The sequence below is a fragment of the Flavihumibacter petaseus NBRC 106054 genome, assembly GCF_000974785.1.
GTDB lineage: Bacteria > Bacteroidota > Bacteroidia > Chitinophagales > Chitinophagaceae > Flavihumibacter > Flavihumibacter petaseus.
This window is the reverse complement of sequence record NZ_BBWV01000004.1, coordinates 287,249-308,484: the sequence shown is the minus strand read 5'-3', so window position 1 is coordinate 308,484 and position 21,236 is coordinate 287,249. Positions and strand designations below refer to the sequence as shown.

19 protein-coding genes and 1 tRNA gene are annotated in these 21,236 nt (G+C 49.0%); 7 read left to right on the top strand and 13 right to left on the bottom strand.

Features of this window, described 5'->3' with window-relative positions:
* The 3 genes from FPE01S_RS20750 to FPE01S_RS20740 form a co-directional block, all read right to left on the bottom strand.
* Nucleotides 1–711, bottom strand: coding sequence for a hypothetical protein (locus FPE01S_RS20750; RefSeq protein WP_046370999.1), 711 nt, complete (start codon nucleotides 709–711; stop codon nucleotides 1–3).
* A complete protein-coding gene (locus FPE01S_RS20745) occupies nucleotides 686–1,240 on the bottom strand; it encodes an RNA polymerase sigma factor (protein WP_046370998.1) in 555 nt (184 codons plus the stop codon). Before FPE01S_RS20745 ends, FPE01S_RS20750 begins: the two co-directional genes overlap by 26 nt.
* A 91-nt stretch (nucleotides 1,241–1,331) precedes the next feature.
* A tRNA-Leu gene (locus FPE01S_RS20740) sits at nucleotides 1,332–1,413 on the bottom strand.
* Between the two features lie 83 nt (nucleotides 1,414–1,496).
* On the opposite strand from FPE01S_RS20740, the gene FPE01S_RS20735 reads away from it, so the two are divergent.
* The 4 genes from FPE01S_RS20735 to FPE01S_RS20720 all read left to right on the top strand — a co-directional run bounded on the left by FPE01S_RS20735 (nucleotide 1,497) and on the right by FPE01S_RS20720 (nucleotide 6,900).
* On the top strand, nucleotides 1,497–3,731 hold the full coding sequence (locus FPE01S_RS20735) for a RelA/SpoT family protein (RefSeq protein ID WP_046370997.1): 2,235 nt from the start codon (nucleotides 1,497–1,499) through the stop codon (nucleotides 3,729–3,731).
* A 72-nt stretch (nucleotides 3,732–3,803) separates the two neighbouring features.
* The gene (locus FPE01S_RS20730; protein WP_046370996.1) at nucleotides 3,804–5,066 is read left to right on the top strand and encodes an adenylosuccinate synthase; all 1,263 of its coding nucleotides are present in this window, start codon (nucleotides 3,804–3,806) and stop codon (nucleotides 5,064–5,066) included.
* An 89-nt stretch (nucleotides 5,067–5,155) separates the two neighbouring features.
* On the top strand, nucleotides 5,156–5,584 hold the full coding sequence (locus FPE01S_RS20725; RefSeq protein ID WP_046370995.1) for a hypothetical protein: 429 nt from the start codon (nucleotides 5,156–5,158) through the stop codon (nucleotides 5,582–5,584).
* A 116-nt stretch (nucleotides 5,585–5,700) separates the two neighbouring features.
* The gene (locus tag FPE01S_RS20720; RefSeq protein ID WP_169749200.1) at nucleotides 5,701–6,900 is read left to right on the top strand and encodes an anthranilate synthase component I family protein; all 1,200 of its coding nucleotides are present in this window, start codon (nucleotides 5,701–5,703) and stop codon (nucleotides 6,898–6,900) included.
* Here the strand turns inward: FPE01S_RS20720 and FPE01S_RS20715 are convergent.
* From FPE01S_RS20715 to pheT, 8 genes are all read right to left on the bottom strand, one after another.
* Nucleotides 6,889–7,959: a lytic transglycosylase domain-containing protein gene (locus FPE01S_RS20715; RefSeq protein WP_083990372.1), complete on the bottom strand. Its 1,071-nt coding sequence runs from the start codon at nucleotides 7,957–7,959 to the stop codon at nucleotides 6,889–6,891. The two genes, FPE01S_RS20720 and FPE01S_RS20715, sit on opposite strands and share 12 nt — an antisense overlap.
* A gap of 68 nt (nucleotides 7,960–8,027) precedes the next feature.
* The gene (gene gatA / locus FPE01S_RS20710) at nucleotides 8,028–9,425 is read right to left on the bottom strand and encodes an Asp-tRNA(Asn)/Glu-tRNA(Gln) amidotransferase subunit GatA (protein WP_245624039.1); all 1,398 of its coding nucleotides are present in this window, start codon (nucleotides 9,423–9,425) and stop codon (nucleotides 8,028–8,030) included.
* 58 nt (nucleotides 9,426–9,483) lie between these two features.
* Complete coding sequence (locus tag FPE01S_RS20705; protein ID WP_046370994.1) at nucleotides 9,484–9,705, bottom strand: Sec-independent protein translocase subunit TatA/TatB; 222 nt, start codon at nucleotides 9,703–9,705, stop codon at nucleotides 9,484–9,486.
* 202 nt (nucleotides 9,706–9,907) lie between these two features.
* On the bottom strand, nucleotides 9,908–10,270 hold the full coding sequence (gene rplS / locus FPE01S_RS20700; RefSeq protein ID WP_046370993.1) for a 50S ribosomal protein L19: 363 nt from the start codon (nucleotides 10,268–10,270) through the stop codon (nucleotides 9,908–9,910).
* A 190-nt stretch (nucleotides 10,271–10,460) separates the two neighbouring features.
* Nucleotides 10,461–12,026: a ribonuclease Y gene (gene rny / locus FPE01S_RS20695; protein WP_046370992.1), complete on the bottom strand. Its 1,566-nt coding sequence runs from the start codon at nucleotides 12,024–12,026 to the stop codon at nucleotides 10,461–10,463.
* A 53-nt stretch (nucleotides 12,027–12,079) separates the two neighbouring features.
* The gene (locus FPE01S_RS20690; protein WP_046370991.1) at nucleotides 12,080–12,370 is read right to left on the bottom strand and encodes a cell division protein ZapA; all 291 of its coding nucleotides are present in this window, start codon (nucleotides 12,368–12,370) and stop codon (nucleotides 12,080–12,082) included.
* 2 nt (nucleotides 12,371–12,372) lie between these two features.
* Complete coding sequence (locus FPE01S_RS20685; protein WP_046370990.1) at nucleotides 12,373–12,660, bottom strand: hypothetical protein; 288 nt, start codon at nucleotides 12,658–12,660, stop codon at nucleotides 12,373–12,375.
* Nucleotides 12,661–12,665: 5 nt separating this feature from the next.
* On the bottom strand, nucleotides 12,666–15,086 hold the full coding sequence (gene pheT, locus FPE01S_RS20680; protein ID WP_046370989.1) for a phenylalanine--tRNA ligase subunit beta: 2,421 nt from the start codon (nucleotides 15,084–15,086) through the stop codon (nucleotides 12,666–12,668).
* Between the two features lie 635 nt (nucleotides 15,087–15,721).
* On the opposite strand from pheT, the gene dnaB reads away from it, so the two are divergent.
* Together dnaB and FPE01S_RS20670 are read left to right on the top strand one after the other, a co-directional pair.
* On the top strand, nucleotides 15,722–17,209 hold the full coding sequence (gene dnaB, locus FPE01S_RS20675; protein WP_245624038.1) for a replicative DNA helicase: 1,488 nt from the start codon (nucleotides 15,722–15,724) through the stop codon (nucleotides 17,207–17,209).
* A 2-nt stretch (nucleotides 17,210–17,211) separates the two neighbouring features.
* Nucleotides 17,212–17,913, top strand: a complete 702-nt coding sequence (locus FPE01S_RS20670; RefSeq protein ID WP_046370987.1) for an RsmE family RNA methyltransferase — start codon at nucleotides 17,212–17,214, stop codon at nucleotides 17,911–17,913.
* A 13-nt stretch (nucleotides 17,914–17,926) separates the two neighbouring features.
* Here the strand turns inward: FPE01S_RS20670 and FPE01S_RS20665 are convergent, their stop codons facing one another.
* Together FPE01S_RS20665 and FPE01S_RS20660 are read right to left on the bottom strand one after the other, a co-directional pair.
* Complete coding sequence (locus FPE01S_RS20665) at nucleotides 17,927–18,730, bottom strand: TerC family protein (RefSeq protein WP_046370986.1); 804 nt, start codon at nucleotides 18,728–18,730, stop codon at nucleotides 17,927–17,929.
* Nucleotides 18,731–18,742: 12 nt separating this feature from the next.
* On the bottom strand, nucleotides 18,743–19,819 hold the full coding sequence (locus tag FPE01S_RS20660; protein ID WP_046370985.1) for a quinone-dependent dihydroorotate dehydrogenase: 1,077 nt from the start codon (nucleotides 19,817–19,819) through the stop codon (nucleotides 18,743–18,745).
* A gap of 101 nt (nucleotides 19,820–19,920) precedes the next feature.
* Between FPE01S_RS20660 and FPE01S_RS20655 the strand changes: the two genes are divergently transcribed.
* Nucleotides 19,921–21,096: an acetyl-CoA C-acyltransferase gene (locus FPE01S_RS20655; protein ID WP_046370984.1), complete on the top strand. Its 1,176-nt coding sequence runs from the start codon at nucleotides 19,921–19,923 to the stop codon at nucleotides 21,094–21,096.
* Nucleotides 21,097–21,236 lie beyond the last annotated feature (140 nt).

Genomic DNA, 21,236 nt, shown 5'->3' with positions numbered 1-21,236 from the left:
TTAATTATTAAGTTGGATGACCCATCCGCCTGGTTGTTGTGATGGCGGGCCAGGGTCGGGTGATTGTCTTTGGAGCGCGCGGGTGAACTGCTTTTGTTCCTTTACTGGTTGAATGGAGAGTAATTCCTGGGGGGTCCGTATATCATTGATATGCACAACCCGTATTTTTTTAGGTGTTACCGGGGTAACAGACATGCCTGCGATCAGTTCGTTTGCCGGAACCTGAATGCGTTGGGAAGCGCTGTCGGTTGGTGCGGGAACATGGGCAGGTGCTGCACTCAAAAGCTCAATCCGTTTGGTCGGACGGCCAGGAGAAACCTTGCTTTTTTCAGCAGTGATTGTTTTGGGAATTTCCCTGCCTGCAGCGGCAGTGCTTGCCGCACTTACAGGCGGCGGTGGTACTTCAGTTATTGCCGGACTCTTAACAAGGCTTTCCTTACTGACGGGGGATTGAACCGGTATGTCAGTTTTTTGCCGGAATTGCTGCCATACAAAAAACAATGCGGTGATCATGGCAGCGATGGCCGCTGTTTTCTTCCAGGAGAACCCTGCCGGCGCCGGATTTTCTTGCCGGGCCCTGATTTTTTCCCAGGCAGCCTCCTTATCAAAAGGCACCTGGAGACGACCGCCTTCTTCCGGCAATCTGCCATCCCAGCCGGAAAGCTTATCGCGCCAGCCTGACTGGTTATCTGACTTTTCGTTGGGTACCATAAGTTTCGTTTTGAATGATCATTTTTTGCAGCAACACTTTAGCCTTGCTGAGCTGTGATTTGGACGTGCCCGGGGAAATGTCCAGCATAGAGGCGATTTCCTGGTGGTTGTAACCTTCCAGTTCATAAAGGTTGAAGATGGTGCGGTATCCTACTGGCAACTGCAATATCAGTTCGAAAATGGCCGCTGCAGACAGCCGGTCCAGTATGTCCTCATTCAGCCTGATCTCGAGCGCCGCTGTTTCTGAAACCATCGTAAACACATGTTTCTTTCTGAGGAACATCAGGCATTCATTTACCATCAGCCGCTTTACCCAGGCATAAAAGGAAGGTTCAGAAAGGAATTGAAAGCCGTGCAGATTCCGGAACAGTTTGTAAAATCCGTTCAGCATCATCTCTTCAGCATCTTCCCGGGATTTGACATAACGGCAGCAAACCATCAGCATCCGGTCAGAAAGGTGATCGAACAATACTTTTTGCGCAGCCCTGCTGCCCGCCTTTATCTCATTTATCAGTTCGGCGATATTCATGAATTGCACGTACTTTCAAAGCTAAATGCAATTTCATTGGGCCCGGTTGCCTGAGGAATAAAAAAAACCTCCCGGAGGAGGTTAATTGAAGTGCGGGCGATAGGAGTCGAACCTACATGCCTTGCGGCGCCAGATCCTAAGTCTGGTGCGTCTGCCAGTTTCGCCACGCCCGCTTAAAATGAACCGGTTATGCGGTCGGGTCGCAAATGTAAGGCCATTTCCGTAAAACCAAGGGCTTTTCTTAAATTCGTATCTGATGGAAACAGTTGCAGCGATACCGAAATACAATCTTACGGAAGACCAGGAGAAGAAGCTGATTTTGAGGGAATACAGAGCACTTTTGCGATGCCTGAAACCCAAGCTGAAGCCAGGCGACAAGGAACTGGTAAGGGTTGCCTTTGAAATGGCAGCTGATGCGCACAAGACCATGCGGCGTAAAAGCGGTGAGCCCTATATTCTGCATCCGCTTGCCGTAGCCCGCATCTGCGTAGAAGAAATCGGCCTTGGTGTGCGATCCACCATTTGCGCACTGATGCATGATACGGTGGAGGATACCGATATCACCCTCGACGATATAGAAAAGCAGTTTGGTAATGAGATAGCCCGTATTGTTGACGGGCTGACCAAGATTGCCAATGTGATTGATGTCAATGCATCCCAGCAGGCAGAAAATTTCCGGAAAATACTACTTACGCTTACTGACGATCCGCGGGTGATCCTGATTAAACTGGCGGACCGGCTGCATAATATGCGGACGCTGGAAAGCATGAAACGGGAGAAGCAGCTCAAGATATCGTCGGAAACAGTTTACGTGTATGCGCCGCTGGCACACCGGATGGGGCTGTATAATATCAAGACGGAAATGGAGGATCTGGCCATGAAATACATGGAGCCGGATACCTATAAGGAAATCGCCCGCAAACTCTCAGAAACAAAAAGAGAGCGGACGCGCTATATCAACGAGTTTATCCGCCCCCTGCGGGATAATATGGAGAAGTCCGGTTTCAACTTCGAGATTTACGGACGCCCCAAAAGCATTCATTCCATCTGGAACAAGATGAAGAAGAAAGGGGTCAGCTTCGAAGAGGTATATGATCTTTTCGCCATCCGGGTAATTCTCAATTCTCCCCCGGAACGGGAAAAAGAAGATTGCTGGAAGGTATATTCCATGATCACAGACGAGTATACTCCTTCGCCGGAGCGCCTGAGAGACTGGCTCAGCAATCCCAAGAGCAATGGGTACGAGGCCCTGCACACCACCGTGATGGGTCCCCAGGGAAAATGGGTTGAGGTGCAGATCCGTACCAAGCGGATGAATGAGATTGCTGAAAAAGGTCTTGCGGCTCACTGGAAATATAAGGAGGGTGCCGGCGACGAAAGCCGCTTTGACAAGTGGTTTCACCAGATCAGGGAAATGCTGCAGAGCCAGGATACCGACTCCGTTGATTTCCTGCAGGATTTCAAGACCAGTTTTCTTGCTGAAGAGATTTATGTGTACACGCCCAAAGGCGATGTCAAGATGCTGCCGGTGGGTTCTACCGCCCTGGATTTTGCTTTTGCCATCCACTCAGCCGTTGGTGCACGTTGCATTGGCGCCAAGGTGAATCACAAACTGGTTCCCCTGAGTCACAAGCTCAGGAGTGGCGATCAGATTGAGATCATCACGTCCAACAAGCAGAAACCGACGGAAGACTGGCTGAACCTGGTTGTTACGGCCAAGGCTAAAACGAAGATCAAGGATGCGCTGAAGGAGGAAAAGAGGAAGGTGGCGGAAGATGGAAAATACCAGGTACAGCGAAAGCTGGAAGGGGTGGGGGCTGCTTTTCATTCGCAGAACGTAGATACACTGGTCGATTTTTATAAGCTGGCATCTCCGCTGGATTTCTTTTACCAGGTGGCCACCAAAGCCATTGATCTTAAGGAATTGAAAGATTTTCAGATCCTGGGCGACCGCCTTGAACCACCGAAGCCAGTCCGGCTGCCTGATCCGAAACCTGAGACGGTTCATCATGAACTGAATAAAAAAGATGCGGAACTGATCATCTTCGGTGAGAGCAGTGACCGTGTAATGTATAACCTGGCGAATTGTTGTAAACCGATCCCCGGAGACGACGTTTTCGGATTTGTGACCACAGGCAAGGGTCTGACCATCCACCGTACGAACTGCCCCAACGCTTCCAAGCTGCTGGCCAATTACGGCCATCGCGTGGTAAAGACCAAATGGGCGAAAAACAAGGAGATCTCGTTCCTTACCGGACTCAATATTGTGGGGCTGGATGACGTTGGGGTGGTGAATAAAATTACCAACCTGATATCCGGCGAGATGAAAATTAACATCAGCGCCCTTTCTATTGAAGCGAAGGAAGGAATTTTCAGAGGGTCCATCAAGATTTTTGTGCACGATAAGGAAGAACTTGATGACCTTGTTCACCGCCTCAAAAGTTTAAGCGGGATCCATGCTGTGGAGCGGTTTGATGCAGAACAGGCTTAAACCGGTTTTTTATTTCTTTACTATACACCTATTTTTGCTGCCTGCTTCGGTGAAGCATTCAAAAAAAATTACATGGTAGATGCTATTTTAGGCCTTCAATGGGGGGACGAGGGCAAAGGAAAGATCGTTGATTTTTTTGCGCCGCAATACGATATTATCGCCCGGTTCCAGGGTGGCCCCAACGCCGGCCACACATTATACGTTGATGGCAAAAAAGTGGTGTTGCACCAGATTCCTTCCGGTGCTTTTCACGCAAATACCCTGAATCTCATTGGAAATGGCGTAGTGCTTGACCCGGTTACGCTCCGGAAAGAGTGTGATACCATCGAAGGTTTCGGCGTTGATCCCAGGAAAAACCTGTTCATCTCTCACCGGACACACCTGATCCTGCCGACCCACAGGGCGCTGGACAAAGCGTCAGAATTGCAGAAAGGGAATGACAAGATCGGTTCCACGCTGAAGGGCATAGGACCGGCCTATATGGATAAAACCGGCCGGAACGGTCTGCGTGTTGGTGACCTCCTGGATAAATCTTTTACAACTTCGTATATCAAATTACGTCTCAAACACCAACGCTTGCTGGATAATTTTAATTTCCAGGAGGATATCAGCCAGTGGGAAGAGGAGTTTTTTGAATCAATTGAGTTCCTTCGCAGCCTGAACCTGGTAAATGGGGAGTATTTTATCAACGACCACATTTCCAAGGGTAAAAAAGTGCTTGCTGAAGGGGCGCAGGGTAGTATGCTGGATATTGATTTCGGAACTTTCCCCTTCGTTACATCTTCCAATACAACTACTTCCGGGGTTTGCAATGGTTTGGGCATCGCGCCACAAAAGATCCGCGAAGTGATGGGGGTTACCAAAGCTTATTGTACGCGGGTGGGCAGCGGACCTTTTCCTACAGAATTACATGATGCAACCGGAGAAGAGCTGCGGAAACTCGGCAATGAATTCGGCGCCACCACCGGCAGACCACGGAGGTGCGGATGGATCGATCTCGTTGCACTGAAATATGCCTGTATGATCAATGGCGTTACCAAGGTGATCATGACCAAGGCCGACGTTTTGGATAAGTTCGACCACCTGGAAGTTTGTACAGGCTATGAAATCGACGGCAAGGACTCGGATTTTGTGCCTTTCCAGATGATCCGGCATAAGATAGTTCCCCGGCTGAAAGGTTTTGACGGCTGGAATTGCGACAGCAGCAACACCAGGGAATACGCTGATATGCCGCTAAAAATGAAGGAGTATGTGCAGTTCATCAACTCATTTGTAGGCGTTGATGTTTCCCATATTTCCAACGGTCCGGGCCGGAACCAGATCGTAACTGTTTGACGGGGATAATTCAGCGGAAAAATCCCTTTTAAAAATTTGGCTATTTAAAAAGAACGCTGAAATTTTACAATGTTAATCCCTTATGCGCTATGGCATCAAAATCAGATAAGGCAAAAAAAGAGACTACCCCAAAAGCTTCTGGTAAAGAAAGCGAGTCCGTAAAGAAAACTGCTTCGAAACCGAAAAAAGAGAAGGACGAGGATGATGACTTTGATGAGGAAGACGAAACTCCGAAAGCCTCATCAAAAAAAGCAGCCAAGTCAAGCAAAATAGATGACGAGGATGAAGAGGATGAGGTTGATGACGAAGAAGATGATTGGGAAAAAGTAGAAGAGGAAGACAACTGGGATCCGGATTTCGAAGAATTCGATCTTCCCAAATCAAAGACCAAGAAGTCAGGTACCGGTGGCGCCAAGAAAAGCGCCAAAGACGATGACGATCTTGGACTGGATGATGATTTCAAAGAGATGGACCTCTTCAATGATTCTGGTTTCGATGATGACGACGACGACTTCTAATGTTGAATAACAACACCGTTACCGGGCGAAGTTTTAAGGGGTATTCCCTGGGGAATGCACCGGAAATAAAAAAGCAAATGTTGAATTGGGGAAGCCGGTTCAACATTTGTTGTTTTATGGACAGTCATAACTATCCGGATAGCCTTCAGCACTATGACGCCATCCTTGCCGCCGGTGCCTGGAAATGGATTGCGTCGGCACCGGGCAATGCTTTTGCCAAACTCAGGGCTTTTACCCATGACAACAGTGATTGGCTCTTCGGTCATGTTGGATTTGGAATGCAGTCCGAGATTTTTCCTGATTTGCCTGTTCAACCTGATCCGGTCGGATTTCCGCACCTGGGTTTTTTTGTTCCTGAGCATTTATTGTTATTGAAGGGGGATGTATTGCGGGTCAGCAGCCATAGCCAGAATCCGGATAGCATCGTTGCCGCTTTGACGAAATCGACAGCAGATAAGCCGGCGGGCCATCAGGTTATCAGGCTGATACCTGCTGTTCCGAAAGCAGATTATGTAAGGACCATCGGCGAGCTGAGAGCGCATATCCGTAGGGGTGACTGTTATGAGATCAATTTTTGCCAGGAGTTCTCCGCTTCGGAAACTGTTATTGATCCCGTTCAGGTGTTCCGCGAGATGAGCAATGTGTCTCCAAATCCGTTTTCAGTGTTTTACAAATCGGATGAGACGTATCTTCTTTGCGCGAGCCCCGAAAGGTTTTTTACCCTGCAGGGAGAAAGCGTCTGGAGCCAGCCGATCAAAGGCACGGCACCGAGGTTTCCTGATGATCCGGTTAGGGACGAAGATCAATCGCGCCGGTTGCTGGCGAGTGCCAAGGAAAAGGCGGAAAACGTCATGATCGTTGATCTTGTGCGGAATGACCTTAGCCGGGTTTGCAGACCCGGATCGGTTACTGTAACCGAATTGTTCGGAATCCACGCCTTCCCCCAGGTATTCCAGATGATTTCGACTGTGTCGGGAGAACTGTCGGGAGGCAGGAACTGGATCGACGTTCTCGAAAATTGTTTCCCCATGGGCTCTATGACGGGTGCCCCCAAAAAGCGGGTGCTGGAATTGATTGCCCGCTATGAGAAGACCGGGAGAGGCATTTTTTCCGGAACCGTGGGATATGTTGATCCGGATGGTAACGCTGATTTTAATGTTGTAATCAGGAGCATCTTGTACAGCAACACAAGGCGGCAGCTCAGTTGCCTCGTTGGCTCCGGCATTACCTGGTATGCCGATGCTGAGCAGGAATATGAAGAATGCCTGCTGAAAGTGCAGGCATTACTGAAGATTCTTGAGGGTTCAAAGCGTTGATGCGGCACTTCCACTTAACAGGAACTGTACTGATTCCTGCAGGATCTGGTACTTGTTGGCGTTGAAAGTATCCATCTTGCCCGCCGGCAGTTTAAGTTCATAGCCATTGGCTGAAGCCGCCATAACCTTGTCAAAATCGGGATTGTACCGGTTAAAGTCTTCCATTTCCATCCCCACATGGCGTGCTACAATATGGGACTGGTATTTGCCGGCCACCTGTTGTGACCTGGCATCACTGGTCTCTTCTGCCGTCATCTTCCGGTTAAAAGCGTATAGTTGTTGTCCGTAATGGGCAACTGTTTCGGATTTGGTCAGGGTAGTAAGACCACCCCCGCCTTCGAAGATATAATGGGTGCCGATGAACTTCTTCACATGATTCCGGGTTTCGGAAGGGAGGTAATACTGAAGGTCCCAGAAGTTCTTGCTGCCGCTTTTCGAGATGGCCCGCTGAACGGTACCGGGTCCGGCATTATAACTCGCGATAACCAGCAGCCAGTCGCCATAAATGGCATACAGGTCCTTCAGGTATCTTGCTGCGGCATGAGTACTTTTCACATAATTCCGCCGTTCATCAACCTTTTTGTTGACTTTGAGTCCGAGTTTGATGGCAGTTTCCCGCATCAGTTGCCATGGGCCGACAGCGCCGGCCCAGGAAGTTGCCCCGGCTTTCATTTTAGATTCAATGACGGCGAGGTATTTAAGTTCCCGGGGAAGGCCGTATTCTATCATCACGGCATCAATCATATTAAAATAGGGGAGCGCCCAGCCTTTCATATCCTGAAGCGACTTGCTATACTTTTCCATGTAGTCGTCAACGAATGCAACGGCACGTGGATTAAGCCGGGGAGCGGAGGGCCCAGCGGCATTTTGTTTATCAAAAAGGCCGGAGATCTCATTGCCGGATGCCGGAGAATTGAGATTTGCCGCCAATTGAATGGTGGTATCCGCGTTGGATGATATGCCGTATTGTTGGGTACGGGCTGGTGATTGAATGGTCTGGGCTACGGTTAAGCCAAGTGTTCCAGCCATGAAAGCACCCAGCATAAGAAATTGTTTCATGTTCCAGCTTTAGGTTCATTAGCAACAGTTTCTCAAAGGGAGTCTGGTCGGAATTTTCTAAGGAGGGATTAACGGGCTATCCGGGTCATGGCTTCTGCTATCTGGAATAAAGATAATTCCTCAAACCGGTTAGTCATAACCTGCAGCCCGAATGGCATGCCATTACTGTGCCAAAAAAATGGCAGTGAGACGGCCGGGATCCCTGTCAGATTGGCAAAAACGGTATAAATATCCTCCAGATACATTGCAACGGGGTCTTGCGATTTCTCTCCGAAACGGAAGGCTGGACTCGGTGCTGTGGGAGACAGGATAGCATCGAAGTCGTTGAAAATCAGCTGTGTTCTGTCGAAAAGTTGCTTCCTTACCTGCTGGGCTTTGGTGAAATAGGCATCATAGTAACCGGCGCTGAGAACAAAGCTGCCGAGCATGATGCGGCGCTTCACTTCCCTGCCAAACCCCTCGGACCGGTTGTGTGCATAAAATTCTGCTAAACTTTCCGCGGGGGCTGTTGACTGGTGGCCGTAGCGCACACCGTCGTAACGCGACAGGTTGGAGGAAGCTTCAGCGGTCGTTAACACATAATAAGTTGGAACGATATAGTCAAGGAGCGGGAAATCTACTGCGTCAACCTGGTGACCGGCCTGCCTCAGTTTGCCGAAATATTCCAGCAATGCTGCCCGGATTTCCGGATCAAGTGCCGGGTGCTCCACGGCTTCTTTGAAGTAGGCGAATTTTTTAGGCCCCCCGGTTGTTTCCGCGGCAGATGAGTAGGCCGGAACCGGTGTTGTAGCGGAGGTGCTGTCGAAATTGTCGGCGCCAGCCATGATCTCCAGCAATTTGGCGGCGTCAGCAAGGTTGCGGGAAAAAATACCAACCTGGTCAAATGAGGAAGCGTAGGCGATGAGACCATATCGTGAAATCCGGCCATAACTCGGTTTAAGGCCGACAATTCCACAGAAATCCGCCGGCTGGCGTACTGAACCACCTGTATCTGAGCCCAGACTTACCATACAAAGATTAGCCTGAACCGCTACAGCTGAACCGCCAGATGAGCCGCCTGGTACGCGATCGTTATCAAGGGCGTTCAGAACCGGCCCAAAGGCCGAATGTTCATTGGAAGAGCCCATCGCGAATTCATCGCAGTTGAGGCGGCCGATGATAATAGCGCCTGCATCGGTCAGCCGCTGGATGCAGGTAGCGGAGTAGGGAGCCCTGAAATCGTGAAGCATGTTGGAAGCTGCACTTACATAGTGCCCTTCATAACAAAGCACATCTTTGATGCCGATTATTACGCCGTGAAGCGGCTGAAGCGGGGTGCCTTCCTCACGTTGCTGATCAAGAAGGGCAGCGCGATCCCTGGCTTCCTGATCAAAGATTTCTACATAGGCATTGAGGTGCCTGTTGTCTTCAATCTGCCGCAAATAAAACTCCACTACCTGTGTAACGGTAGTGGAGTTTTGTAACAAGGCGGTATGATAATTCGCTATTGTTTCGTAAACGAACAAACCCTATCTGTTTCTGCTGTTATTGTTGTGACGGTGCTTTGTCTTTTTCCTTCATGCCTTCTTCAATCTCCTGTTTCACATTGTTCTTGGCATCATTGAATTCACGGATACCACGGCCGAGACCACGCATCAGTTCGGGAATTTTTCTGCCACCGAACAATAACAGCACCACCAGGATGATGAGGATCCACTCACTACCACCAGGCATAGAAATCATCAGAGGGGAGTTAGCTACTAACATGCTAAAATATTTTTGTAGTTGGTAAAGGTACGCAATTATGCACCTAATAATTTGTCAATTGCAAAAGTCAAGGGGAAAAAGCGAAAAAAATGGATTTCCGCCTGGTTTAACCAATGATTTGCCAATACCTTCCGGGGTGTTCCGGTGATCCGGGAAATAAAAAAAACCGCCACTGGGGCGGTTTGATATTTTACAGGAAAAATTATTTTGCAGCGATGGCAACTTTCTTTTCCTTGATACGGGCGCGCTTGCCGCTACGCTCGCGGAGGAAGTACAGTTTTGCACGACGAACCTTACCGGTCTTATGAACCTGAATGGATTCGATGTTGGGGGAAAAGAGGGGGAAAGTCCGCTCAACGCCAATGCTGTCAGAAATCTTACGGACAGTGAAGGTTTGTGTATTTCCCTGGCCCTGACGCTTAATCACATCGCCCTTAAAGCTTTGGATCCGCTCTTTGTTGCCTTCAATGATCTTATAGTTAACGGTAACATTGTCACCGGCCTTGAAATTCGGAAACTCTCTTTTCGGGGTAAGTTGCTCGTGAACAAAAGCTACTGCGTTCATGATGATCTGTTTTAACGGACGGCAAAGGTAGGAGAAAAAAGTAAATTTCAGAAAGTTAAAAGCCGAAAGTAAATCGCAATAAGGATTTATTTTCGGCTCTGTTAGTTATATCTGGTTGCTGATCAAGCCAATAGCGCGTATTTCAGCGTATCCGGCAAATAAAAAAAATATTCAGCAACGGGTATTAATCTTACCTGGCAACGTTTACAGCGCGTTTTTCGCGGATGACGGTAACCCTGATCTGTCCGGGGAAAGTCATCTCCGTCTGAATTTTCTGTGCGATCTCAAAACTTAGCTTGTCGCTGTCGGCGTCGGTAACCTTGTCGGCCTCCACTATCACGCGCAGTTCCCGCCCGGCCTGGATGGCGTAGGCTTTTTCCACACCCTGGTAGCTCATGGCCATATTTTCAAGATCCTTGATGCGTTGGAGGTATTGCTGCATGATCTCGCGCCTGGCTCCCGGACGGGCACCTGAGATAGCATCACAGGCCTGTACGATGGGGGAGATCACGTATTGCATCTCCATTTCGTCGTGGTGGGCACCGATTGCATTCACCACGGCAGGGTTTTCGCCGTATTTCTCAGCCAGCTTTGCTCCCAGAAGGGCATGGCTCAGTTCGGATTCTTCATCAGGCACTTTGCCAATATCGTGCAACAGGCCGGCTCTTTTTGCCAGTTTCGGATTCATGCCGAGTTCAGAAGCCATAATGCCGCAAAGATTCGCCACCTCGCGGCTGTGCATCAACAGATTCTGACCGTAGGAGGAGCGGAACCTCATTTTACCTACAATGCGAACGAGTTCTTTATGCAGTCCATGAATGCCGAGTTCAATTACAGTTCTTTCTCCGATTTCCATTACCTGTTCTTCAATCTGCCGCCTTGTCTTTTCCACCACTTCTTCGATCCTTGCAGGGTGGATCCGGCCATCGGTAACCAGCCTGGTAAGACTGAGACGGGCTATCTCTCTTCTAAGGGGATCAAAGCTGGACAGGATAATTGCTTCAGGGGTATCATCAACGATAAGATCAACACCGGTAGCTGCTTCGATAGCCCGGATGTTCCGGCCTTCCCGGCCAATGATCTGCCCCTTGATTTCGTCACTTTCGAGATTGAAAACGGTTATGGAGTTTTCTATAGCCTGTTCTGCGGCTGTCCGTTGAATAGTCTGAATAATGATTTTCCGTGCTTCCTTATTGGCTTTCTGCTTGGCGTCGTCGATAATTTCCTGCTGCACTGCCAGTGCCTGAGTATGGGCTTCCTGTTTCAGGCTTTCAACCAGTTGTGTCTTCGCTTCTTCTGCAGTGAGGCCGGCTATTTTTTCGAGTCTCCGGATATGTTCTTCCTGGTGTTTTTCCAGTTCAGTTCTTTTGATATTTACCAGTTCGATCTGCCTGTTGAGGTTTTCCTTGATGGCTTCGTTTTCCTTAATCTGTTTGTCGATCGAATTTTCTTTCTGGTTGATGCTGACCTCTTTTTGTTTGATGCGGTTTTCGGAGTCGCCGAGTTTCCTGTTGCGGTCCATTACCTCCTTATCATGCTCGCTCTTCAGTTGTACAAATTTTTCCTTGGCTTCGAGCAGTTTTTCCTTTTTTAAGGTTTCCGCCTTTTGCTGGGCTTCAGCAACAATTTTACCGGCTTCGGTAGTGGCTTCCTGTATTTTTTGTTCCGTGTTGGCTTTAAAGATGAACTTTCCCGCCAGTATGCCGGCCAACAGGGCGCCGACACCGACGATCAAAGTCAGTATGATTGAATCCATTGTGTTGTTTTTTAAGTAGTTAAGCGGTACGCTAATTTGCGAAAGTACGATTTTCAGGCATTCATTTTGTCCAGAATGGCTTCAATCTGATGTAACCGATCTTTCAATTCATTTGACTCGATGCTGCTTTGGGTTTGCTGGGTTTGTTCGGTAGCATACCATACCAGTACCATGGCGACATAGTCCTGCATGTCTTTTGCCGAGAATTGGGTTTTGAATTCGACGATTTTGTCATTGATGATCTTTACCGTGTTGCGGACGGCCTCTTCGTCCGCCGGACGGATTTTGATCCGATAGGTACGGTCACCGATGACAATATTGACGGGTATCAGCTCTTCTGCCATAACTATTCATTCAAAAGGGCAATGCACTTATCAATTTCTTTCAGGTATCTGTTGATCCTTTTTTCCAGGGCCAGCCTGTCTTCCTCACTCATCTGAGGACGGATGGTCCGGGCCAGTTCGAGCTGGGTTTCGAGTTCCGTCATCCGGTGCTGTACCAGTTGGTCCTTTTCCTGGTACACTTTTACCTGTAACAACAACCGTTCATTTTCCCGTTGCAGCATTTGTTGCTGCTTCTGAAGGATTGCCAGTTTTTCCTGAATTCTCCGGAGTTGTTGTACCAGTTCTTCCATGTACATTATTTTCTGATCTCGGCACCCAGTTCCTGCTCCAGCGTGTTAATGATCTTCTGCATCATGTTGTCGATCTCTTTGTCCGTCATCGTTTTTTCTTCATCGAGGAACATAAAGCTGACCGCTACGGATTTCCGATTCTGCCCTAATTTATCACTTTCAAACAAGTCGAAAGGCAAAATCTGCCGGAGTCTTGATATTCCTGTTTTCCGGATCGCCGTTTCAATTTTTGCATAGGGAAGTGTCTTGTCCACCAGCAATGCAAGATCCCGGTGCACGGGCAACTGTTTCGGAAGTTCCTGGAAGCTGATTTCCTTTTTTCCGGCAAGGGTAACCAGTTTCATCCAGTCGAGATCCGCGAAGAAAACCTGCTGTTTGATGTCAAATCCGGCGAGTTTCTCTTTTGAAACCTGCCCTGCAAACCCAATGGTGGATTTTCCTGATTTCAACTGGAAAGCATTTCTCAGACCTGCTACGGAAGCAGACTCCCAGTCGAAAGGGGGTTGTCCGGCAGCTGCGGCGAGCTGATTCAGAATTCCCTTCAGACCAAAGAAATCCACTTCTGAGCCGGGTTTTCGCCAGTTTCCCTGGCTGGATCCGGTCATGTACAGGCAGCAATGCGGCTGTTCCTGGTAACTGCCGACTGCTTCGGAGGAGTAGGTTTTCCCCCATTCAAACAATTGCAGGCTGGCATTTTTTCGGTTCAGGTTGTGGGCAAGCACGGCGAGCCCGGTTTCCAGCATAGCCGGTCGCAAGACGTCGAGTTCAACACTCAGGTTGTTCAGCATGCGGACGGCATGTTTCAGCTGATCTTCTGCATACCAGGCAGAATTGGAAATTGAATTGGTCAGGATCTCGTTAAATCCGGCCCCTGTCAGCGCTGCAGCGACTTTTTCCCTGAGGCGGCCATCAAGGTCTTTCTCCACGGAGGGAGAGATGCTGATGGTGGTGGGAATGGTAACATTGTCAAGCCCGTCGATCCGAAGAATCTCTTCAACGATGTCGGCTGGAATGGAGATATCAGGTTTGCTGTAGGGTACAGCCACCCAAAGTTCGTCTATACCGTCTTTCATCACTTCGAAACCCAATGATTCCAGGATTTTCTTGACAGTATCGGGGTGATAATTTTTCCCGCTGAGCTTTTTCAGGTAATGATACTTGATGGCTACCTGTTTGCGGTCCTGTATGGCTGGATATACATCAATAATCTCTGAGGCAACAGTTCCGCCAGCAAGGTCTGCCATCAGTAACGCTGCTCTTTTCAGTACATTGACAGTTTGTGAGATGTCAACTCCTTTTTCAAAACGGGTGGCAGCATCTGTACGGAGACCATGGCGGAATGAAGTTTTCCTGATCCAGGTCGGGTGGAACCATGCGCTTTCCAGGAAAATGCGGGTGGTACTTTCCGTCACACCGCTGTCGATTCCTCCGAAAACGCCGGCAATACACATGGGCGTTTCGCTGTTGCAGATCATGAGGTCTTCAGCAGACAATTTGCGCTCCTTGCCGTCGAGGGTAACAAAGGTGCTGCCTTCCGGCAGGGTCTTCACCACTACTTTGTTTCCGGTAATCGCGTCGGCATCAAAAGCGTGCAGGGGCTGGCCGGTTTCGTGCAGTACAAAATTGGTGATATCGACAATGTTATTGATTGGGCGTACGCCAATGGAAAGCAGCCTGTCTTTCAGCCATTGCGGCGAAGGGCCAACCCTGATCCCGGTAAGGGAAAGGCCACAATAACGGCCACAAGCGGTGCTGTTCCCGATCTCAACGGCTATCTGCAATTGCTGCTGCTGAACTTTAAATCCGTTTACGGATGGCCGTTTAACGCGGAATTCCTTTTTGTCGTGATGGCTCAGGTAGGCACACACGTCCCGGGCCACACCTATATGGCTCATCGCATCCATTCTGTTGGGCGTAAGGCCGATTTCAAAAAGTGTATCCTGGTAAGGGTGATAAAATCCTGCCGCCGGGGTTCCGACACGCACGTCATCTGGTAATATAATGATTCCTGCATGGCTGGAACCCAGCCCGATCTCATCTTCGGCGCAGATCATACCATAGCTTTCCACACCACGGATTTTGGCAACTTTCATTGTCAGGGGATCACCGGAAACGGGATAGATGGTCGTTCCGACAGGTGCTACGATCACTTTCTGGCCAGCGGCCACGTTAGGGGCTCCGCAAACAATCTGAAGCGGTTCAGCCTCACCCGTATTCACCGTGGTCAGTTTAAGTTTGTCGGCATTCGGGTGGGGGGTGCAGGTGATCACTTCACCGATCACCAGGCCAGATAAACTGCCTTTAACGGATTCATAGGGTTCAACACTTTCTACCTCCAGGCCGATTGCGGTAAGTATCCTTGACAGGCGCTCAGGTTCGATGGTTACCGGCAGGTAGTCACAAAGCCAGTTATAAGAAATCGTCATGTAACGTATTAATAATGATAATATGTAAGTGTACCGGGAGTGCAAATATAAGAAATGATAACAGGGTGTGGGAATGGATTGCCACTTGGGCGTGAAACGGTAGTGAAACTTGGGGTTTTGAATAACTGGTGGATCCATGCAGTAGTTCATGCAGCCCTGTAAAGCAGGCTGCTGCTGCTTTTAGGTCGTTTCAAGATCATTCACCAGAAGTTCAAGCGCCCTGTTGGAGCGGGTTATAGCCTTAAAAAGCGTTGTCTTTTTTACACTGTCTGGCCTCAAATGCCATTCTGGTGCCAGAAACTCCTGGCCAAAAAAAGCGGACCAATTCTTTCTGCACAAGTAGTGTGCATATCTCCCGGCAATTGCAGGAAAACTTTTTTTAAATGTGAATATGGTCGGAAATTTGGTGCATAAGCCCGGAAATAACGGGGATAAACACCTGCACTATTTAAGCATAACTAAACGGCTTAAAAAATTTTTTTTGAGGAAAGGGGCGAATATATATTCGCCGTCCTGTAGCCGGGTGTTAACACCTGATTCACGATTCCTTCATGTTACGGTAATATATAATGGACCTTACTAATATTAACAAAGACCGGAAAAACAGACGGAAAGGCTCAATTGATCTGACAACGATGGTTTACGGAAAGGTTCCTCCTCAGGCGAAAGACCTGGAGGAGGCTGTTCTGGGAGCGATTATGTTGGAGAAAAGTGCATTTGACACTGTGATTGAGATTCTGAAGCCTGAATGTTTTTACGTGGATGCCCACCAACGCATTTTTAAAGCCATGCAGTCGCTTTCTCAAAAAAGTCAGCCGATTGATATCCTGACAGTGGTGGAGGAGTTGCGGAAGAGGGAGGAGCTTGAAATGGTGGGAGGCCCTTATTATGTTACCAAGCTGACCAATTCGGTTGTTTCTTCGGCCAATATTGAAGCCCATGGAAGGATCATTCTTCAGAAATTCATCCAGCGTGAGCTGATTCGCATCAGCGGCGAAGTGATCGGTGACGCATATGAAGATTCAACGGATGTTTTCGACCTGCTGGACGCTGCCGAAAGCAAACTGTTTGAAATTACCAACAATCACCTTCGGAAAGACTATAATTCCATTGATTCCGTGCTGGTTCAGGCGGTTCAGCGTATTGAAGACCTGCGCAATCAGACGGAGGACATTTCCGGCGTTCCGTCTGGTTTCCCAAGTATTGACAAAGTTACTTACGGATGGCAGAAAACCGACCTGATCATCCTGGCTGCCCGTCCTGCCGTGGGTAAAACAGCCTTTGCCCTTAACCTGGCCAGGAATGCAGCCCTGCATCCGACAAAGGCAACTGCGGTAGCGGTGTTCAGCCTTGAGATGAGTGCGGGGCAGCTGGTTCAGCGTATTCTTTCTGCGGAAAGTGAAATATGGCTGGAAAAGATCAGCAGGGGCAAACTTGAAGAGTACGAAATGAAGCAGCTTTATGCCAAAGGCATTCAGCGGCTTTCTGAAGCCAAGATATTTATTGATGATACGGCTGCACTGAACATATTTGAATTGAGGGCGAAATGTCGTCGTCTGAAAAATAAACATGACCTGGGCCTGATCATTATCGATTACCTCCAGCTGATGAGCGGTGCGGGTGGCAATACCAACCGGGAACAGGAGATCTCACAGATCTCGAGGTCTTTGAAACAACTCGCAAAGGAACTGGAAGTGCCAATCATTGCCCTGTCACAATTAAGCCGTGCGGTTGAAACCCGTAAGGAGGGCAATAAGATGCCACAGCTGAGTGACCTCCGGGAATCCGGCGCTATTGAACAGGATGCGGACATGGTAATGTTTATTTACCGTCCGGAGTATTATGACGTGAATGCCAACGAACACGGCGAAAGTGTAAAGGGTGAAACACACGTCAGGATCGCAAAACACCGTAACGGTTCTCTGGAAACCATTAAGCTGAGGGCTCAATTGCATATTCAGAAATTCGTGGATGAAGGTATAGACGGGGCTGAGGGACCAGCACCGGCAGCTAACTGGAAACCAATCGGGCCCTCGTCTGCAGGTGGTGATGCCGGCGGGTATCGCCAGATCGGCAGCAGGATGAATGACGTTTCATTTGATGACGACGAAACGCCATTCTGATAATGTCACTCCCTTTTTTTTACGTTGAAGGTCCTTTGCCGGAATCCGAAATCCAGCTGGATGAACAGAACTCGAGGCATGCTATCAGCGTATTGCGTATGACAGCTGGTGAAGAACTGCAGGTAACAGATGGAAAAGGCAATCTTCAAACTGCAGTTATCATTGATCCGCACAAAAAAAAGGCGGTAGTCAGGGTGCTCTCTTCCGTTTTTACGCCCTTGCCTGCTAACCGGGTTACCATTGGCATCTCCCTTCTTAAGAATGTGTCCAGGCTCGAGTGGTTCCTCGAGAAAGCCGTTGAAATCGGCGTTGGAAATATTGTTCTGTTGCAATGCCAGCGGACGGAAAAGCAGCATATCCGGATTGACCGGCTTCAGCAGATCCTTATCAGTGCCATGTTACAAAGCCAGCAGGTGTGGCTGACCAGGTTGCTGGGCCCGGTAAAATTTGACGCACATGTGGCATCGGCCGGACATGACCGCAAGTACATTGCGCATTGCCTTGATACACCCAAAATAGCGCTGCGCGAGCTAGCCGCATCAACCGGTGAACAACTGCTGCTGATTGGTCCGGAGGGAGATTTTTCACAGGAAGAAGCTGACCTCGCTATCCGGCATAATTTCATTCCTGTCAAATTGGGCGAAACAAGGCTACGCACAGAAACTGCCGGTATGGTAGGCGCAACACTCCTTTGCGTTCACTAGAAGATATTTCCGATTAATGTGCCTGGTCGTCTTCTCCGGCCTTTCGGGTGCTCAAAACAGGCTCATGCAGTTGTACGGGTTTGCCTTTGCGTTTTTTCATCATCAGCATATTTAACAGCTCCACTGCGAAGGAGAATGCCATGCCGAAGTAGATATAGTTCTTCAGGTGCAGTTCATGCGCTGCTTCAGTATCCCATCCCTCTATTACCAGGCTAAGCCCGATCATCACCAGGAAACTCAATGCGAGCATCTTCAGCGTTGGATGCTGATGTATGAATGAAGAGATCTTCGGACTGAACATGAACATGATGATCATTGCAATCACCACGGCAGCAATCATGATTTCAACGTGTTTTGCGGTACCGCCGGCGGTGATAATACTGTCAAATGAAAATACCGCGTCCAGCACCAGGATCTGCGCCATCGCCTTACCCAGTGAAAGCCCTGCACCCGCGGTTGACGACGAGTCTTCATCATCGCCCTCAAGTTTATGGTGGATCTCTTTTACGGATTTGTAAATGAGGAACAATCCACCTCCCAGCATAACCAGGCTGGCCAGGTCAAAGCCTTTTTCGCCAATGGTGAAGAGGGATTTACCTTTCTGGGACAGCAACCAGGTAAGGCCGAGCAACATCAGGCTTCGCATGATGATGCCTGCTATCATCCAGAACCGGCGGGCCTTTTTCTGGTCCTCCGGTCTGGGCAGCCGGTTCATGATGATAGAAACGAAAATGACGTTATCTATTCCCAATACAACTTCAAGTACAACAAGGATAAGAAAACTGATAATGCTTTCGCTGGTAAATAAGTGTTCCATGAGCAATGAAAGTTAATTAGATAAAGAATGACCACCGCCGGGTTGCATGCCATCACAGATATTCTTTACAACAGCGGGCCCTTCATATATAAAACCTGTCCAGACCTGTACCAGACTTGCACCAGCTGCTAATTTTTCACGGGCATCATCAGCCGTAAAAATGCCACCGCTGGCAATGATCGGAATCCTGCCGCCGCTTTTTTCAGTGATATACCGGACAAGATCGGTGGAGCGGCTCCGCAATGGCGCACCACTAAGCCCACCCGCACCAATATTTTCAATAGTGGCTGATGGTGTGCGTAAACCCGACCTGTCAATAGTAGTGTTGGCCGCTACAAGGCCATCCAGGGCACAGTCAAAAGCAAGTGCAATCACGTCATCCACCTGCTGACTGGTAAGGTCGGGCGCGATCTTCAGCAACAGTGGTTTTGCTTTTGGTTGCTGATGATTGATGGTTTGAAGATGCGACAGAATTTTGTGCAGGGCGTCTTTCTCCTGAAGTTCTCTTAGTCCTGGTGTGTTGGGAGAACTCACGTTCACCACAAAGTAATCCACTACCTCAAAAAGTTCCCTGAAGCAGGTTTCATAGTCTTTCCAGGCATCTTCGTTAGGCGTCACTTTGTTTTTCCCAATGTTTCCTCCCACAATCAGCTTCTCCCTGCCGGGCATCGGATCCGGGCGGGTAACATTCCATCGCCGCAATCTTTCTGCGATCACTTTTACGCCTTCATTGTTGAATCCCATCCTGTTGATCAGTGCCTGGTCTTTGGGCAGGCGGAATAACCGTGGTTTGTCATTGCCTGACTGGGGACGCGGCGTAACCGTTCCTATTTCTATTGATCCAAATCCCAGTGCCTCCAGCTCCGTGAGCCACCGGGCGTTTTTGTCAAAGCCAGCGCCCAGGCCGACCGGATTACTGAAGGTCAACCCAAATACTTCCCTGGCCAGATTGCCTTTAGGCTGAAACTGACGGGCTATTTGTTTCCTGATACCGGGAACCCGGCAGGCAGCCTGCAGGCTGTTCATGGAAAAATAGTGTACCGGTTCTGTGGGAAAGCGAAAAAGGAGGTTGCGTATTAATCGATACATCCAGCGCAATTTCGAAAAAATATTTTACAGGCTAAGGGGATAATGTAAATTTGAGTAATAAAGTTGTCTATGCAACTTTTTTCACAGGACAATCAGGAATTATGCAAGAAGCGTATATCGTAGCGGGTTTCAGAACAGCCGTTACCAAATCGAAACGAGGTGGTTTCCGTTTTGTCAGGCCGGATGATCTGGCAGTGGATCTGATAAAGGGTCTGGTGCAATCTGTTCCGGGTCTTGATCCTTCCAGGGTGGATGACCTAATTGTAGGCAATGCAGTACCCGAAGCGGAGCAGGGGTTGCAGATCGGGAGAATGATCTCGGTGAGGGCGCTTGGGATTGGCGTGGCGGGCATGACGGTAAACCGTTATTGTGCCAGCGGGCTGGAAACCATTGCCATTGCAACCGCCAAGATCAGGAGTGGGCAGGCCGACTGCATCATTGCGGGAGGAACGGAAAGTATGAGCATGGTACCCACTGCAGGCTGGAAACCGGTACCGGCATACAGTGTGGCAGTGGAATCACCGGATTATTATTTGAGTATGGGGCTTACCGCTGAAGCGGTATCCAGGGAGTTCGGCATTTCGCGGGACGCCCAGGATGCCTATTCCTATAACAGCCACCAGAAAGCGCTAGCGGCCATACAGGCTGGTCATTTCAGACCGGGGATTTTGCCTATCCAGGTTCAGCAGGTTTTTCTGGACGAAAAGGGAAAGAAACAACAAAAGAGTTTCACGGTGGATACCGATGAGGGACCAAGGGCAGACACCAGCCTGGATGCCCTGGGGAAACTGAAGCCGGCATTTGCTGCCGGTGGTACCGTTACTGCCGGAAACTCATCACAAACCAGCGACGGTGCAGCTTTCGTTGTGGTTATGAGCGAAAGTATGGTGAAGGAACTGGGATTGGAACCTATCGGACGGTTGGTTAGCAGTTCCAGTGCGGGTGTGCATCCCCGTATTATGGGAATAGGGCCGGTGGCAGCCATCCCTAAAGCCCTGAAGCAGGTTGGAATGAATCTGTCTCAGATTGACCTGGTCGAACTGAATGAGGCATTTGCTTCCCAGACCCTGGCGGTTATCCGTGAGGCTGGCCTTGACGCAGATAAGGTGAACGTAAACGGTGGAGCGATCGCGCTTGGCCACCCCCTGGGATGTACCGGGGCGAAGCTGACGATACAGGTACTGACTGATTTAAAGCGTCTCGGTAAGAAATACGGCATGGTTACAGCCTGTGTGGGCGGGGGACAAGGAATAGCCGGAATTATCGAAAGTATATGATATATAGGAAATAAGTCATATTAATGTACATTATAGCCGCATCTGAGGATGCGGCTTCTTTTTTGTCTTAAATCCTGTGATTAAACATTAAAAAATAGTTTCTTTGTAAGCTTCGTACAATCAACAGGAAAATTTCCATA

What these genes read in the sequence shown, in the direction of transcription:
- FPE01S_RS20750 (WP_046370999.1), bottom strand. Translation starts at nt 711, where the DNA reads ATGGTACCCAACGAAAAGTCAGATAACCAGTCAGGCTGGCGCGATAAG.
- FPE01S_RS20745 (WP_046370998.1), bottom strand. Translation starts at nt 1,240, where the DNA reads ATGAATATCGCCGAACTGATAAATGAGATAAAGGCGGGCAGCAGGGCT.
- FPE01S_RS20735 (WP_046370997.1), top strand. Translation starts at nt 1,497, where the DNA reads ATGGAAACAGTTGCAGCGATACCGAAATACAATCTTACGGAAGACCAG.
- FPE01S_RS20730 (WP_046370996.1), top strand. Translation starts at nt 3,804, where the DNA reads ATGGTAGATGCTATTTTAGGCCTTCAATGGGGGGACGAGGGCAAAGGA.
- FPE01S_RS20725 (WP_046370995.1), top strand. Translation starts at nt 5,156, where the DNA reads ATGGCATCAAAATCAGATAAGGCAAAAAAAGAGACTACCCCAAAAGCT.
- FPE01S_RS20720 (WP_169749200.1), top strand. Translation starts at nt 5,701, where the DNA reads ATGGACAGTCATAACTATCCGGATAGCCTTCAGCACTATGACGCCATC.
- FPE01S_RS20715 (WP_083990372.1), bottom strand. Translation starts at nt 7,959, where the DNA reads ATGAAACAATTTCTTATGCTGGGTGCTTTCATGGCTGGAACACTTGGC.
- FPE01S_RS20705 (WP_046370994.1), bottom strand. Translation starts at nt 9,705, where the DNA reads ATGTTAGTAGCTAACTCCCCTCTGATGATTTCTATGCCTGGTGGTAGT.
- rplS (WP_046370993.1), bottom strand. Translation starts at nt 10,270, where the DNA reads ATGAACGCAGTAGCTTTTGTTCACGAGCAACTTACCCCGAAAAGAGAG.
- rny (WP_046370992.1), bottom strand. Translation starts at nt 12,026, where the DNA reads ATGGATTCAATCATACTGACTTTGATCGTCGGTGTCGGCGCCCTGTTG.
- FPE01S_RS20690 (WP_046370991.1), bottom strand. Translation starts at nt 12,370, where the DNA reads ATGGCAGAAGAGCTGATACCCGTCAATATTGTCATCGGTGACCGTACC.
- FPE01S_RS20685 (WP_046370990.1), bottom strand. Translation starts at nt 12,660, where the DNA reads ATGGAAGAACTGGTACAACAACTCCGGAGAATTCAGGAAAAACTGGCA.
- pheT (WP_046370989.1), bottom strand. Translation starts at nt 15,086, where the DNA reads ATGACGATTTCTTATAACTGGCTTTGTGACTACCTGCCGGTAACCATC.
- dnaB (WP_245624038.1), top strand. Translation starts at nt 15,722, where the DNA reads ATGGTTTACGGAAAGGTTCCTCCTCAGGCGAAAGACCTGGAGGAGGCT.
- FPE01S_RS20670 (WP_046370987.1), top strand. Translation starts at nt 17,212, where the DNA reads ATGTCACTCCCTTTTTTTTACGTTGAAGGTCCTTTGCCGGAATCCGAA.
- FPE01S_RS20665 (WP_046370986.1), bottom strand. Translation starts at nt 18,730, where the DNA reads ATGGAACACTTATTTACCAGCGAAAGCATTATCAGTTTTCTTATCCTT.
- FPE01S_RS20660 (WP_046370985.1), bottom strand. Translation starts at nt 19,819, where the DNA reads ATGTATCGATTAATACGCAACCTCCTTTTTCGCTTTCCCACAGAACCG.
- FPE01S_RS20655 (WP_046370984.1), top strand. Translation starts at nt 19,921, where the DNA reads ATGCAAGAAGCGTATATCGTAGCGGGTTTCAGAACAGCCGTTACCAAA.